The organism is Alkalibacterium sp. f15 (assembly GCF_049389645.1).
Classification (GTDB): Bacteria; Bacillota; Bacilli; order Lactobacillales; family Carnobacteriaceae_A; genus Alkalibacterium.
The window spans coordinates 2,034,068-2,049,373 of record NZ_CP186540.1 but is presented as its reverse complement, the minus strand read 5'-3'; the positions used below and the strand labels follow the sequence as shown (position 1 = coordinate 2,049,373).

At 44.1% G+C, this 15,306-nt stretch carries 10 protein-coding genes; all 10 read right to left on the bottom strand.

Annotation, left to right across the window (positions count from 1 at the left end; all coding sequences use genetic code 11):
• Positions 1-38: 38 nt before the first annotated feature.
• The 10 genes from ACO1PF_RS09830 to ACO1PF_RS09785 all read right to left on the bottom strand — a co-directional run bounded on the left by ACO1PF_RS09830 (position 39) and on the right by ACO1PF_RS09785 (position 15,294).
• Positions 39-1,661, bottom strand: coding sequence for a glycoside hydrolase family 13 protein (locus ACO1PF_RS09830; protein WP_423188876.1), 1,623 nt, complete (start codon positions 1,659-1,661; stop codon positions 39-41).
• An 18-nt stretch (positions 1,662-1,679) separates the two neighbouring features.
• Entirely contained in the window at positions 1,680-2,624 is a 945-nt protein-coding gene (locus tag ACO1PF_RS09825) for a LacI family DNA-binding transcriptional regulator (RefSeq protein ID WP_423188875.1), read from the bottom strand.
• A gap of 388 nt (positions 2,625-3,012) precedes the next feature.
• On the bottom strand, positions 3,013-4,248 hold the full coding sequence (locus tag ACO1PF_RS09820) for a glucoamylase family protein (RefSeq protein WP_423188874.1): 1,236 nt from the start codon (positions 4,246-4,248) through the stop codon (positions 3,013-3,015).
• A 33-nt stretch (positions 4,249-4,281) separates the two neighbouring features.
• Complete coding sequence (locus tag ACO1PF_RS09815; protein ID WP_423188873.1) at positions 4,282-5,250, bottom strand: carbohydrate ABC transporter permease; 969 nt, start codon at positions 5,248-5,250, stop codon at positions 4,282-4,284.
• Positions 5,251-5,266: 16 nt separating this feature from the next.
• Positions 5,267-6,124, bottom strand: coding sequence for a carbohydrate ABC transporter permease (locus ACO1PF_RS09810; RefSeq protein ID WP_423188872.1), 858 nt, complete (start codon positions 6,122-6,124; stop codon positions 5,267-5,269).
• Positions 6,125-8,416 (bottom strand): DUF5696 domain-containing protein, encoded by a 2,292-nt coding sequence (locus tag ACO1PF_RS09805; protein ID WP_423188871.1) that lies wholly within the window; start codon positions 8,414-8,416, stop codon positions 6,125-6,127. It abuts the gene before it with no gap.
• On the bottom strand, positions 8,409-10,427 hold the full coding sequence (locus ACO1PF_RS09800; RefSeq protein ID WP_423188870.1) for a YIP1 family protein: 2,019 nt from the start codon (positions 10,425-10,427) through the stop codon (positions 8,409-8,411). The genes ACO1PF_RS09805 and ACO1PF_RS09800 overlap by 8 nt, the downstream gene beginning before the upstream one ends.
• A gap of 15 nt (positions 10,428-10,442) precedes the next feature.
• Positions 10,443-11,315, bottom strand: coding sequence for a carbohydrate ABC transporter permease (locus ACO1PF_RS09795; protein WP_423188869.1), 873 nt, complete (start codon positions 11,313-11,315; stop codon positions 10,443-10,445).
• A gap of 15 nt (positions 11,316-11,330) precedes the next feature.
• Positions 11,331-12,308, bottom strand: a complete 978-nt coding sequence (locus ACO1PF_RS09790) for a carbohydrate ABC transporter permease (RefSeq protein WP_423188868.1) — start codon at positions 12,306-12,308, stop codon at positions 11,331-11,333.
• Entirely contained in the window at positions 12,298-15,294 is a 2,997-nt protein-coding gene (locus tag ACO1PF_RS09785) for an extracellular solute-binding protein (RefSeq protein WP_423188867.1), read from the bottom strand. Before ACO1PF_RS09785 ends, ACO1PF_RS09790 begins: the two co-directional genes overlap by 11 nt.
• Between the last annotated feature and the right edge of the window lie 12 nt (positions 15,295-15,306).

The window sequence follows — 15,306 nt, the reverse complement described above, 5'->3', positions numbered from 1 at the left end:
CGCAGTGAGACGAAATCATCTCACCGCAGCCTCTCTTTTCACTTTCTTTTCACTACAAATGTTTCGAAAGGTTCCAATTTCAGTTCGGTCAAATCGTACGAATTTTTATTTGTTGAAGAAAGAACAACCGTCTGGTCCTCTTCTTTGCCGTGAATTGCTGCTTCACACGGTTCGTCGCTGAAGTTGGCGACGACGGTCCACACTTCTCCTTCGTATGCGCGCTCATAGATGAACAGCTGCGGGTGGTCTTCAAGTAGCATGTTGAAATCGCCTTTGATCACCAGCTGGTTATCTTTTCTCAGTTGAATCAACTGTTGGTAGGTATAAAAGACTGAATCTGACTGGTCCAGGTTTCCTGCCACATTGAGGTCTTTATGATTCGGGTTCACTTCCAGCCAAGGTTCTCCGGTCGTAAATCCGCCATGACGGCTCCCGTCCCACTGCATCGGGGTGCGGGCGTTGTCTCTGCCCTTGGCATTGATGGAGCGCATCACGTCGTCGTGTGTGTGACCTTTTGCCATGCGTTCGTGGTAGATATTGATGGTTTCAATATCTTCTGCTTGCGAAATGTCAGAAATCGGTCGATTGACCATGCCTATTTCTTCTCCCTGGAAAATGTAGGGGGTCCCCTTCATCAGGTGGAGTAAGATAGCAAACATTTTGGCGCTGCTCTCTCTGTGCTTGCCGTCATTGCCCCATCTTGAAACGATGCGGGGTGTGTCGTGATTATTCCAGAACAGACTGTTCCACGTGTCTTCAGGCAGTTCTGTCTGCCACTTTTTAAAGACTTGTTTGAGCTTCAAAAAGTCGAGGTCCAGCAAATCCCATTTGGTTGTCCCCGGTTCCTCATCTAGGGTCAAGTGTTCGAATTGGAAGACCATCGAGAGCTCTTTTCTTTCGGGTGACGCAAAAAGAGGTGCCGTTGCCGGGGTCACTCCCCAGGTTTCGCCGACCGTCATGACGTCGTAGTTACCGAATGTCTCCCGGTGCATCTCTTTCAGATAGTCGTGCAGTTTAGGGCCGTTGCCTGTGATCATCTGATCCGGCAATTTTCCGATCAAGTCGATCACATCCATGCGGAAACCACCGATGCCTTTATCCAGCCAGAAATTCATCATCTCATAAATATCTTCTCTTACCTTTGGATTTTCCCAGTTCAAGTCCGGCTGTTTTTTGCTGAATAAATGCAGGTAATATTGACCCGACGCTTCATCAAATTCCCAGGCAGACCCGCTGAACACGGAAACTAATTCGTTGGGTTCTTTCCCGTTGACGGGATCTCTCCAGATGTAATGATCTCTGTATTTATTTTCTTTACCTTTTAAAGACTCTTCGAACCACTGATGTTCGTCTGACGTGTGATTGACGACCAGATCCATTATGATACGGATGTCACGTTTTTTTGCTTCGTCTATCAATTTATCCATGTCATTCATTGTGCCAAAATCGGGATGAATCGCACGGTAATCACTGATATCATAACCATTGTCATCATTAGGTGACTGGTACACTGGACTCAACCAGATCCCCGTGACACCTAACTTCTGTAGATGATCCAGCCGGCTGATGATGCCCGGGATATCGCCGATGCCATCTCCATTGGAATCCTGAAAACTTCTAGGATAAATTTGATACATTACTGCGTTTTTCCACCAAGCCATGTTGTAACTCCTTTAAGTTTAATTTTCAAAATAAGTCGATACTGTTTTGTTTTCTACTTCTTCTTTTTTTATCATTTTTTGAAGTGACTCTACCGCCATAGCTCCCCAGTTATGTTTTGAATACGACACACTTTTAATGGGGGGTACCAGATATTGAGTAACCTGGTTTTTATCGAAGCCTCTAATGAAAATATCTTTACCGATATGATAGACATTTTTTCTCAAGTAATTGTGTATCCCCAGTGCCATTTCATCGTTCAAGGCAAAGATACCGTATTTCAATTCCGGTTCAAGGTCCATTTTTTCTCCTGCCAGATAACCGGATGCTTCAGTGAAATCCCCTTCGATGATTTCATATTCAACGTTGTTGGCTTTTGCAACTTCAACTGCCACCTCTGTACGCTCTGAACTATCGTGATTAAGTACCGGTCCGGAAATGATATAGAGCTTATCGATCTCTTCACCAACAACGAGCGACTGCACCGCTTTTTTTGATCCTGCTTTGTTGTCGAGTAAAACGGATCGTATCTGTTCGTGAGGCAACTGTCTATCGAGGACGACGATCGGATAACTGAGATCGGCATATTTCAATAATTCCTCGTTTTCATACGTCACATCCAGTACCAGGATGCCGTCGATCAATCGCTGTGGTAAAAATAAGCGGGACCGTTTACCCGAGCAGACGATCAGCTCCAGTCCCAGTTCCACCGCTTTCTGATGCATTCCTTCCAGCAGTTCGCCGTAAAACGTCCCTTGATAAGAAGATAGGTAGACAGCAATAATATCTGTTTTCTGTCTTCTCAGGTTTTGACCGGCCAAATTAGGGATGTAATTCATTTCATCTGCGATCGCCAAGATTCTTGCTCTTGTCGCTTCGCTCACCCGGGGATTCCCATTCAACGCATATGAAACGGTCGAAATGGCAACATTTGCTTTTTCTGCGATATCTCTTATACCTACCACTATGCTAACCTACTTTCATTGTTTAATACTTCGATTATACACTTTTTTAACCTCTAGTTAAAATCCTTGCGGCTGTTCTTTTTGAGCCCTTCCAAAACTATTACGCCAAACGACGCTATACACTTTTTTTTGACATGCCTTTGTATATGCCCCTCAATATGCAGATACCAGCAACTCGTCCCCTGCTCGGCGATTCCGTCGCTGTTTGGGTGTAAGAGTTTATGGCAAACCAGGCAAACCCGACAGTCCAAATCAGCTGTTTTTAGTAAAGCTACATTACTGATCCGCAGCTAAACAAGCACCGTTCGCTCATACTCAAACCAATAAAAAACACTCAGTAAAGTGAGCTCTACTAAGTGTTTTTTTACCCTTTCGCTTGTATGTAAACTTATTTTGCTTTAGTCCACTTCAATTTATCGGTAGCTGCTTTGACATAATTGTTCTGCATATAAAGATCCCAGATCAGGCCTGTCTGATAATTTTCAGCCATCAGCAGTGTTGCACCTTTATCGATGCCGATGACGCGGTCCGCGACCCATAACCTCCCGATTTCTGCGTTGAAAGAGTCCAAGAAACCATACTCGCTCCACAGCTCGGGTATATTGGTATAAAAGTGTTCCAGCGCATTCAACGAGTCTTCCGGTGTGAACACGATCGAACTCAAGGCTGCAGTCGGCGCGATCGTTCCGTTATCATTTTGCAGTGGTCTGTTTTCTGTATCATAAGCTGGTGCACCGTGGGCATGATACTCTCTCGACCCATAACTTTCCTTCGGTCCATCACAGGCGGTGAAGCCCCAGACATTTTCACCATATGAAGGGTAACGATCACTGTGATCGATCGCGTACTGTTTTTGCGCTCGCGTTGCTGCAACCGAATTATCGAACCAGTTGATGCCGTCTTCATCCACTACATCTTTGAAGTTATACCACGCATGCGAATACTGATGAATAAACAATGGATTGTGCTGTGTCGCATAAAAGTTGAAATCCTTGTATGTTCTGAGTTCTCGTTCGAAGCCTTTATAAATTTCAGCCGGGACTGGATGGGTGGGTGACGCGACGCCTAGAATGTACTGCATCAATTGCTCCGCGTACATGTCCCATTGACCAAAACCGCCTTTTTCTTCGGTGTAGCCCATATAAAAGAGGTTGCGGTCCGCGTCATAATACTTGGTCCAGTCGATCCGTTTATAGATCCTATCCATGTAGTCATAAACGTCTCCACCGAAATATTCCGCGACCGTGATGGCCCCATTGATAAACAAGGCGGTATCGATGATCGAGGCACAATCATAAAAGGCTTGGTACTTTTTGGCTGTTTCCATCTCCAGGAAATGATAGTAAAAGCCGTTCAGGTGCTCTGCATTGTTCCAGAAGGTTTTCAGTGTCCCTAAAGCACGTGCTTCACCCGCTTCTTTCGTGATCCAGCCCTTTTCTATGCCGATCACGATCGCACTCAGCCCAAAACCGACTGACGCGATGCTGGCTCTGTCTTCGTCCTGTTTGCCATTGCCATCACGGATCAGTCCGTAACCGGGGCTCTTTGGGTCTGTATTTGCCTCTTTCCAAAAGAAGTCAAAACAGCCCCTCATTTCTAATTCCAGTAGTTCATTTTTATCCATGTAGCGTAAACGCTCCTTGTCTTTTATCTTTTATTATTCTCCGGTAATACCCGAGCGATCGATACTTTCAACAAACCATTTTTGTGAAACAAAGTAGATCAATAGTAACGGAATGATCGATAACAGGGTTGCTGCCAGTTCTATGGCTTCATTTATGCCCGTACCCCCACCAGCACCGCCGGGAAACATATTATTATAAGCTGCGACAAACCGCTGCAGTTCCAGAGGTAGTGTGGTCAACATGCCCCCAAAATATATGGATGCCAGGTAGGTTTCATTCCAGTACCAGACGAGTGAGAACAAGAAACTTATAATAAATGCGGAAGCGCTGATCGGTACTCCGATCTTTGTGAAAATTTTAAACTCTCCCGCACCGTCTAAACGGGCCGCTTCGATGAGTGACATGGGTATCGTCCGATAAGTCTGGTAAAATATCAAGATAAATATCGCACTATTGATCCCCTGTCCCAATCCAGCCGGGATGGCATAAGCGGCAATACTGCCTAATAAGCCTAATTGATTGAATAGGATGTACCTTGGGATCACAGTGATCTGGGGTGGGATCACGAACGTACTCATGACCAAAACCAGTAACAGTTTTTTACCTTTAAAGTCATATCTCGCAAAGCCATAACCCACGACTGCTGCTGTCAGCATTTGTAAGACTGACGGCAGCACGGCGACAAAAATCGTCTGCAGTAATGTCGGGATATAATCCAGAACATCATAGGCGCGCGTGATATTTTCTGTATAAAACTGTGTCGGGATCCAGTTCACTGATGAGTTCAGCAAATCGCCCAGATCTTTGAATGCGTAGGAAATCATATAGATAACTGGGTATAAGAAGATGAAACCTACACTGATCAATAGAGCGTAGGATACGACTTTCATCAATAAACCCATGTCTGAGTTTGTACCGAGCAACCATTTTTTCAACTTGGTGAGTGAGATTTTTTTCTGGATGTGCTCTTGTTTAGGTGGATTACTCTCTATTGTTTTCATAGCCATTTCCTCTCTATCACTTATACTTTCGGTTAAATAAACTTACTACGCCAACGAACACGACCAGGATCAGAACAATCAGCACGAAGTAGATCCAGGAAAGTGCTGACGAATAACCGAAGCCGGTTTCGAGCTGGAACATGTTCGACTGGATATGAGCGATAATTGTATTGAGTGAAGAGACGGAATACATGACTGTCGTGTAGACGATGTTCACCATGATCATTGGGAACAGCGATGGCAGTGTGATTTTCCAGAATCGTTCCCACGCTGATGCCCCATCGATAGAAGCGGCTTCGTAGATTTTTTTATCGACCTTGTGCAAGGCTGCAATGAAAATCAAAATCTGTACACCTGAAAACCATAACAGGATGATCAGGTTGTCAACAATATATACGAAGGAACTCGCCAGCAGGTTATCCATACCGGCCACGATCGCATATACGGCGTTGTCCTGAACCGCATCCAGTGTAGCAATGTCCAGTTCGATCAATTTAGCCAGGACTGGACCGCTGCTGATAATGACGGGCAGGAAGAAGATCGTACGAAAGACGCCTCTGAATTTAATGTTCTGATTTAAAAGCAAGGCGATCATGAGTGAGATGATCACGATCAAAGGAACGGAGACGACGATCTCTCTCAAAAAAGCAATGACCCGATTGATAAACTCGATGTCGCTCGTAACGGCATTTTGATAATTGCTCATACCTACCGACCGAGTCTGAATACCCTCTGTCGTGATCGTTACATCATAGAAACTGAGATAAAATGAATACACAATTGGAAACACCGTTAACGTGATAAACCCTATAAGCCAAGGGAGAATAAACAGATAACCCGCATTATCCGGATTTTTCCTAAACTTTTCAAACATTTACTCTCCTCCTTCACTTATGATAAACGACTGTCCGTCTACTGTGCCAAAATCCGTTACTACCGCTTCTTCTGTATAATTCACTAAAACGTGCACGTCATTTGAGTAAGACACTTTGATCAAACCTTCTTCGACTATTTCTCTGCTTTCTATCGTTGCATCCCTCGTCGCATCCACGACCTGCTTCACTTCTGTATACTGTGTCAGGACAGCCTCTTGCCAATTTTCAAATTGGGAGGTATAGAGGTGACTCGAATCAGTATCGATTAGTGAAAAGGGATCTTCAGTTGTTAAATAAAAGGATGGAAAAGCCCCATACTCGATCGTCTTCAACGTATTTTCTCTTTGATTAGGAACGAAATTAGAGAATGGTGCATAGTAATCGAGGTGTCCTTTCAAAACAATTTGAATAAAGGGCACTGCATCAGTCATATAAATATACCGTGAATTGTCCATGGGTATATCCAGGTAACTGCCAGCTAAATCCCACAAATACGCATTCGGCTCATACAAAGCTGACTGCTTCCCTGTTTGTTCATTCAACTGTTCCACTAAAGCTATCGTTGCCTCTTTATTTTCGCCTCTATCGCTGGCGTTTCCGTTGTTATGGGTTGAGAATAACGCTTTGGGTGTATTCTTTAAGGCTAGGTTAGTCATTCCATAGTCCTCATACTCTGCTAGATCACGTTCCACAAGTTCCTTCGCTCCAGTCGGTAATAAATAGGAGTAAGACGTGTTTTCACTTTCTCTGAAGGTTAAATCACTTGTGTTGATCTGCTCGACATATTCATTGTTGTCAATCTGAGTTGGCCGACTGTATGCTCGTGTGTAATCCGTTTGGAAATGCAGATCGAATCCTAGTTGACTTAGCTCGTCCTGCACCTCGACTGCCTCGTTTTTGCTGCCTAAACGGCTGTCCAGCGGAAACTTGTTTGGCAATTTCCCGGTGAAGCCACCATCGTACCAGCCTTTGTAAACGAGCATGGCTTCATCCATGCCTTCAGCTGACAAGGTTTCTACGTGTTCCAACACATCCGTGATCGAGGTCATGGCGATGTACCGATCCCAAAACAAACCTTCTTCTCGCTCGCCTCCTAAAAATTCAAGACGAATAGCCGGATTCGTTGTGTCCCGGTCGGAAAGCATGCCCGAGTCAAGTAAATAAGCTTGATAGGCTTTAGCCATCCCGACATAATTAGCTGCTTCTTCTTCCAGCAGCTCAAAACGCAATTGAATATCAAACACATTGCGGTTTGCCTGGATACTGTCTATGGCCTGTGTGCCACTACGATTGGTCGGTTGTCTATAGGCCGAACGAAAGATAAATTCAGTGGTCAACCAGTTGAATTCCGTCGACAGCCCTGCTTTGTAAGCCACCAGTTCACTGTACTCTGCTCCCGCTTCTATGATTGAAAACAAGGCATTTTGATCCACACCATGGACAAATCCATAAACCGGCATCGACAAAACATGAGGGGCCTGTGTATCTGTCAAGGACTGCCCGGTCGTGATGCCCTGGTCTTCTCCATAAATGCGTGAGCGATAAGGATAATCCATGCGTGCAGAGTCATCATCAAAACGAACCAGCGCACCCGATCCATCCGGAATAAACTGATACCCGCTCACTTCGTTTTGTTTGGTTGCACCTAAGAACGGGTACAATGACAGGTTTGTCAGTCGAGCGTCTTCTGTCTCTTCAATACTTTCTTCAGGGATATTAACTGTGAAATGGGAACCGTCGATTTTCACTTCGAGAGCCAACTTGATTTCTGAAGGGAACTGGATCGTCGCACTGAAGCCATCGTCCAGATAATCTAAATCGATCAGTGTTTCATCCTCCAACAGATATTCTGTTGATTCCTGATTCCGCTGATTGATGCTGTCGATGGAGACAGCCGACCTTACCAGTGTCTGCCAGGTTTCATTTAAATTCTCTGCTTCGATATCATCGATGGTCGAACTCCATACGTAGTCCGTCTTTTTATTTACGACTTTGATCGCTAGAGAATCTTCTTCAACATATAAGGCAAGCTGTTCGTTTTCAGCCGCTAGCGTGAAAGTAGCCAATGACGGATTCGGGCTTTCTACTTCGCTTAAATCATAGGGCTGTTCGAGGAGTCCTTCTTCATCCTCATTGACAGTATCTTCGACAAGCAGTGAGTCGCCTGCCGTGTCCTGGACCTCTTCTACACTGGAATCGGCCTCACTGTCTTCTTCGTTCGCGTAGGCAACAAAACTCATCGACCCGAGAATCCCGATCGCAATAAATGCTGTAATCATTTGTTTAGACACGTGCTGACACCTCCAGTATAAGTGAGTAGATAAAGTCATATAAATTGATGAATAAGATATACATAATATAAAGTACGATCACGGTAACGAGAGCTGCGAAAAGTGTGAGCAAGATATTCTGTACAATTTTCCAGCTCTCAAAATCGTGCATTTCTTTGATCATGATAACGAGATGGACAGCTGTGTACACCAGCATCACTTGAATGGGGAATTGGAACAAAAAGGCCTCATTCAGAGTCAGGATGTTTGACAACAAAATGACCGGTATGATCCCCACGAGGACCGGAGCGAATGAATAGGCTACGCCCATATACACATCTTTAAACGATCCTTCGCCTTCGGTAATGGTCGCTATCATGTAATTCATACTGATGAGTAATGCAAAAGTCAGGATGAAGATCATAACTAGCATGACTATGTTATAGGTATCCACCAAACGGTAATTGAATATGAAGCCGGTGAAATAGTTGAACAAGATAAATTGAATAAGTAGCACGCCGTACAAGATGCTTGCGGATTTTACCGATGACTTATTCATGTTTTGAATCTCATAAAGCGTATCAAAGGGGTGTCTGAACATTCGAAAGACATAACCCAGTTCTCTCGCCGTTTTGCTTCTGCGACTTCTTTCTCTCAGCATGCGCCACGGAGTCTTTCCGTATTTCCGACGAGTGAGCACATTGACGATCTTCAGTGCAATGAAAAATAAAATGATGGCAAACAGTACCATGCCCAGATTGCGCTGGAACCAGTCGTTTCTAATTTCCCAGAAGGCATTGGAATAGGCCGGGACCGCTTCGGCTGTTCTAAAGGAGCTGAGCGCTCGCCCGTATTCCTGTCTTTGGAAATAGGACTCTCCTAAGGCAAAGCGTGCCATACCAAATGACGGGTTCATATTGATGACATTCTGCCAGTATTCTTCACTGTCCATGTATCTGCCATCTTCATAGAGTATCAAGCCACTGTGGATCTCATCGGCAAATTCGGTCGTTCGCAGTTTGTGGATCAGCTGTGCTTCGGAATCAACGACATACAGTGTCCCGAACTCGTCCACACCAATCGCAGACGGGTTGTTGTAAACACCTAAGCGTTGCGAGCCTGAATCACGCTGGCCGAATCTGAAAAGAATACCTCCGTGATTCGAGTATTCAACGATCTGACCTTGATCAGTCAGCACGTAAAAATTGTTATACAATCCGGCAGCGACATCCACCGCACCAGTGGGTTGGTAAACATCTCTGCCCAGCATATTTGCTCCCGCCACATTTAATTTTTTTATGATTTCTGACTGTGCCGTACTGGTTACCGTGTAAACGATCCCTTTGTTGTCGATATCGATATTCGACGATGCAGGGGGAACGTTTCGAAATACGCGTGCCTGCTGGATCTCCGATAAAAGATTATCGCGGATCACTTGTAAAAAATTGGTTGGTGCTTCGTTGGCGCCGAAGTATCCCAGGAACTCGCCGTCAGGATTCAATTGGATGATCCCGGCAGTGGCCCCTTCTCCGACGATGTACATATTGCCTCTTATGTCCACGGTGATTTTTCTCGGCGTAAACGGTGAGGAGGTCCCAAAAAGCGGCTCCTCAGGTTTGGCAAACTCTGCGAGCAACTCGCCGTCTTCCGCAAACTTAAACACGCGGGCTGCCGATCCGTCTGCGACATAAATATTATTTTCACTATCTAACGCTATTCCTGTTGGTCCAGACAAAACATCTTCGCCAAAACTGTTTAATACTTCTCCGTTAATGTCCATGATGAGAACTTGTCGCTGTTGAGAATCGACGATATAAATGGTCGATTCCTTTATCACGATGTCCTCAGGCGAAGTCATTTGATTACTATACAAAATATCATATGCTTCATAAGCAGTTTGCGTTTCTACTAAATCCCCACTAGGTGCTTGAGAATAGGTTTTATAGGCAGCTGCATCAACCGGGAGTGGTAAAGAAACAAGGATGACGAATAGTAAAAGTAGTGAACTTATTAACTTACTAACTCTTCTCATGTTTACCCTCCTGTATTATTTGATCCCTGAATGGGCCATAGTATCCATTACTTGTTTTTGCATAAAGATAAAGATGACTAAATTGGGAATGAACATGATCAATGAAGCCGCCGCACCTATTCCCTGTCCGGCTACTGCGTTCCCTTGCGTTGCCAGCGTACTCATATAAAACGCGAAGGTTCGTAAACTTTCATTATTGATGAATAGATCTGATATTTCCACATTATTCCAGGTTGCCTGAAAGGCCAGTATGGCAACAGTTGCGATAGCCGGTTTGATCATCGGCAGGATCACACGCCAATATACCTGAAAATCATTTGCGCCATCCATCAATGCCGCTTCCAGCATTTCATCCGGTATTTGATCGATAAATTGCTTGATCAAAAACAGGCCGACCGGCATGGCCAGTGCGGGCAGGATGTGCACCCAGAATGAATTGATCAGGCCTAGTTGTTGAATCACAAAATATCTCGGGATCGAAACAGCTGTGGCAACAAACATTAAAGCGATCGTATTTATTTCAGTTAAAACTTTTTTCATGCGAAACTGTTTTTTCGACAGGACATAACCCGCCATGGTCGCTACGATGATCGTCAGAAAGACAACCACCAGACTCACAATGATACTGTTGAATAAGTACCGGGACATGGGTGTAGCTCCTAGACTCGAACTTTCAAAAAGAGTTCTAAAGTTTTGCCAAGTCGGCTTTTCAACAAGAAATCTAGGAGGAAATGCAAACAGTTCATCGATGGGTTTGAACGCATGATTGAATATATAAACAATAGGCAAGCCCATAAAAACAGCTAATGGGATCAGTATTGCGTAGAACTTGAGTTGACTTTTATGAAAATTCTTTGGATTGATTTGACGACCTTCGAATGATGACATGGTATCCCTCCTATTTTAGTTTTTCTCGCCGAATAATTTTGTTGCAACTTTAGAGAATGAATAGATCAGCAACAGTAACAGGACCGAAATGGCGGCTGCATAGCCCATTTCATACCGGATGAAACCATAATCATCGATATGGTTGACCATCAACTGTCCTGCATTTTGCGGCGTGGGATTGGAGCCTGAGAGGGCAACCCCGATGGCTCCGCCTTGGAACGCCCCGACCACCGCCATAACTGCTCCGAATAACATTTGCGGTTTCATTGACGGGATCGTTATATAAATGATTTCTTGAAAACGACTGGATAAGCCGTCAAGATAGGCTGCTTCATACACTTCCTGGTTGACGTTTAAAATTCCCGACAACATAGCTAAGAAGCCGACGCCCATGCTGCTCCAAAGGGAAACGACGATCATGATCATCATCAGGTGTTCTGGCGACTGGAGAAATTGAATCGGTTCGGTGACAAAATTGAACCGAATAAGCCAGCTGTTTAAATAGCCGTTCGCATCGCCACTAAAAATGATCGTCCAGAGTACCGACATGGCGACACCCGCAGTCATCGAAGGTGAGTACATGATCAAAGCTAGAATCGTTCTCGGTCTATGCGAGATCTGAGCCAGCATCCATGCGACTATGAAAGAAAGTGCATACCCTCCTGGTCCCACAATGAGTGAGAACCTAAGAGTATTGGGTAAAACATATTGCATAAACACTTCATCCTGCGTCAAGAGGTTGACATAATTACTTAATCCGGCAAAGGTCGGAAATTGTATGGAATCAAAGTTAGTGAAGGACAAGAACATTGCCATGATCACCGGAACGATAATAAACACAAAGAACATCAAGAAGTAAGGAGCAAGGAACAGGAATGTTCCCCATCCGCTTTTATTCTTTATTGGTTTTGCATTTTTCTTAATCATTGAGTCGATTTTCCCTTTATCAGCTGTACTATGATTTTTTATTTGCTTTACATCACTATTCAACATTTTGAATCATCCATTCTTCAACTGTTTCCAATTGGGGTACACGGTAAGGTTTGATGATTTCACCGTCTTCTACATAATTGAATTCTTCCATCTTTCTGATAATTTCCCGGTTCGCTGTTATGACGCTGTAATCAAGCGACGCACGGACATTCTCACCGTAAAATACCGTTCCGGTCCAGGCATTGCTTATTTCACGTTCAACCATATATGACCCGGGGATTTTCGGTACTTCCTGCAGATGTTCCCATTGTTCCAAGATGACGTCTTTGTGTTCTTCATTCCACGGCAACTCTTCAAAGGCATTTAAATTTGCTGTATGCCACATATATTCTGGACCAAACAAGGTCTGCAAGTTGGTCGCAAATTCCGTTTGCGTGTTTGCGGATAACCACCATTTCATAAATTCCCAAGAGTCGTCTTGCATGTCACTTTTCTCAAAGATCATGCCCCCTTGAGCTGAACCAGGCGTTGCCCGGTTGACCGTACCATCTTCTTGCATTACACCTGGATGCGGTGCGATCGTCCAAGAATTTCTGATTTCAGGTGCTGCTGACAATAGCTGGACATAGGTTTGAAAGTTGGCTATGCCAATTGGTAGTTCTCCATATCTAAAGGCGTTATAAAAATTAGGTACTTGCAATGGCAAACTATATAAGGTGTACAGATCTGTCATGAATTGCATGCCGTCAACTGCCCCGTCTGAATCAATGGCTGTCCGCATGCCGTCTTCTTCATAAATTTCTCCACCAAACTGATAAATAAACGGTGCAGTAAACATGAACGGTTTTATTCCGGCCGTTCCTGAGAGCGGGACGTAGAAATTCATTCCGTACCGTTGCAGTTCCGGTAAAACATTCACGACATCGTCCCAGGTGTCTGGAACAGGAATGTCTAATTGTTCGATAATATCGCTGCGATAAAACAGTACATAAAAATCCTGTGTCTCAGGCATTGCATATACCGAATCATCTATCATCATGGGTAAGAATGCGCCTGGAGAAAAATTGGTGCTGAATTCTTCAAAATCATCAAATTGTCTGAGGTCAAGAGCGGCTCCTCTGACAGCGAGTTCCCACGGTTGACCTACACTGACACCTAGAGCAACGTCGGGCTGCTGGTTGGATGAATTCGCCAGGATCAGTTTTTGTTCATTTGGCATAACAGACAAACGGACTTCTTGGCCCGTTTCGGTCGTGTAGCCGGCATCCACCATGTTCTGCATGAGTTCAACATATTGTTGGCTTCGTCCTACCCATACTTCCAGGACGTCATCATCTGTTTCTTCAACATCGAATGTCTGCATGGTAAATGAAGCAAAGAATTCACTAACTTTACTGCCCATACGGGTAAAGAAACCCTGATTGGCAGCCGGCAATTCAGTCTGTTCACCATGAATGTATAAACGATCCAATAAAAGCGGTGTGTCTTGAAGCTGGCTGATCAAATTACCGATCATTTGAGTAGCTGAACTACTGCCTTCAGATAATTCACTCAAGCGGTTCGGTAAATCATTGGGTTCTTCTTTCAATGATTCAAGTCGCTGGACAAGAAGGTTCAATGATACTTCATCTATCGTCTCATCCTCCTTATTACCGTAAAGCGTACTCAACTCATCTGAATACTGCTCCAGCGTTTGAATCCAGTCAGTAAACCGGTCTTCTGCATCTGGGATATAATCACTTATGACCCAGTCTCTATTTCTATCCGGCTGATTCCCGGTCAAACGGGAAATAGCTAAGCCCAGAGCATTGATTTCCTGCAACATTTCATTCAAGGTATTTACTAATGGTGTAAGCGGCGTAATATCAGACGTTAGTGTAAGGGTGTTGGTTCCCTCTTGTAAATAAAACGAAAAAGGTTCCTCATCGTTATTTACTAAGGTCTGATTCAGCCATTCGTTGCTCGGTTCCATTCGGTAATGCTTTAGTTCCTCAAACGGGATCTCTCCATTGATTTCAACGGATCGAAAAACCGGAACATTTTGTTTGTGATTTTGAAGGGTTTTAAGTGTGATGTTATAGAGTCCCTCTTCTGGAACGTCTATGTCATAGGTCACGCTTTGACCTCCTTCAGACCAGGAATCGCCTCCAAAAGTATTGAGTAATTGTGTGGTCGAGTCGTAGGGGTATACATTGATATCCTTACGTGCGATGGGTCTGATATATGAACTGTTTTTTCTGCTTGGGTATTCAGCTTCGTAAATTCCCAGTGTCTCTGTTGCTTGTTCATCTTTATACTGACTGATATAGTCAGCGTATGTCTGTAATTGCGTCGGCGTGAACACCCTTATATCTCCTATCAGCATTTCACCTGATGCATGAGATAAAGTAATCGTGTTGGCCCCTGCTTCTAAGTAAAACAACAAACCGTCTGCATGTTCGTTGTTTGGATCTCTATATGTCATGGTATGCCACTCTTTTACGGCCACTTGATTTGGGACAAGCTGATTACCATGTCGGTTTGTTTCAAAATCATCGCTTTCATTTTCCCAATAAGTTGGAGCTATGATTCGTCTGCTTTCAAAATACTGAAATTCGTCATTCACCTGCACTGACAGTTCAGGATTCACCAAGCCTTCATTCAGTCTGTAATAATCCATTCCAATGTGGTAGAGGCCCTCTTCCTGGACCTCTACTTCAAAGGAAACTTCATCATCTTCTGCAAAACGCAACACATTGTCCTCATATCCTTCTGATTCACTTTCAGAAAGAAGACGTGTGTCCTCATAATCTGTAAAAGAAGCTGGGGAGATGCTATCCGAAAACTTGATATCATCTCTTCTTATGTCTTCCCAACCTACTAAAACGACATGATAAGGATCTTCAACAATTTTTTTGAAGTCTTGATTCAAGAGTTCACTTGTTTCAGTTGATTCTTCACTATCATCCGATTGACTCTCTGTGGCGTGTGATTCTGTTATATTTAGTGTGAGAACAGCTGACAATGAGGTGAAGCCTATCAACTTTTTAAGTTTTCCTGATTTCAAGATTATCTCCCT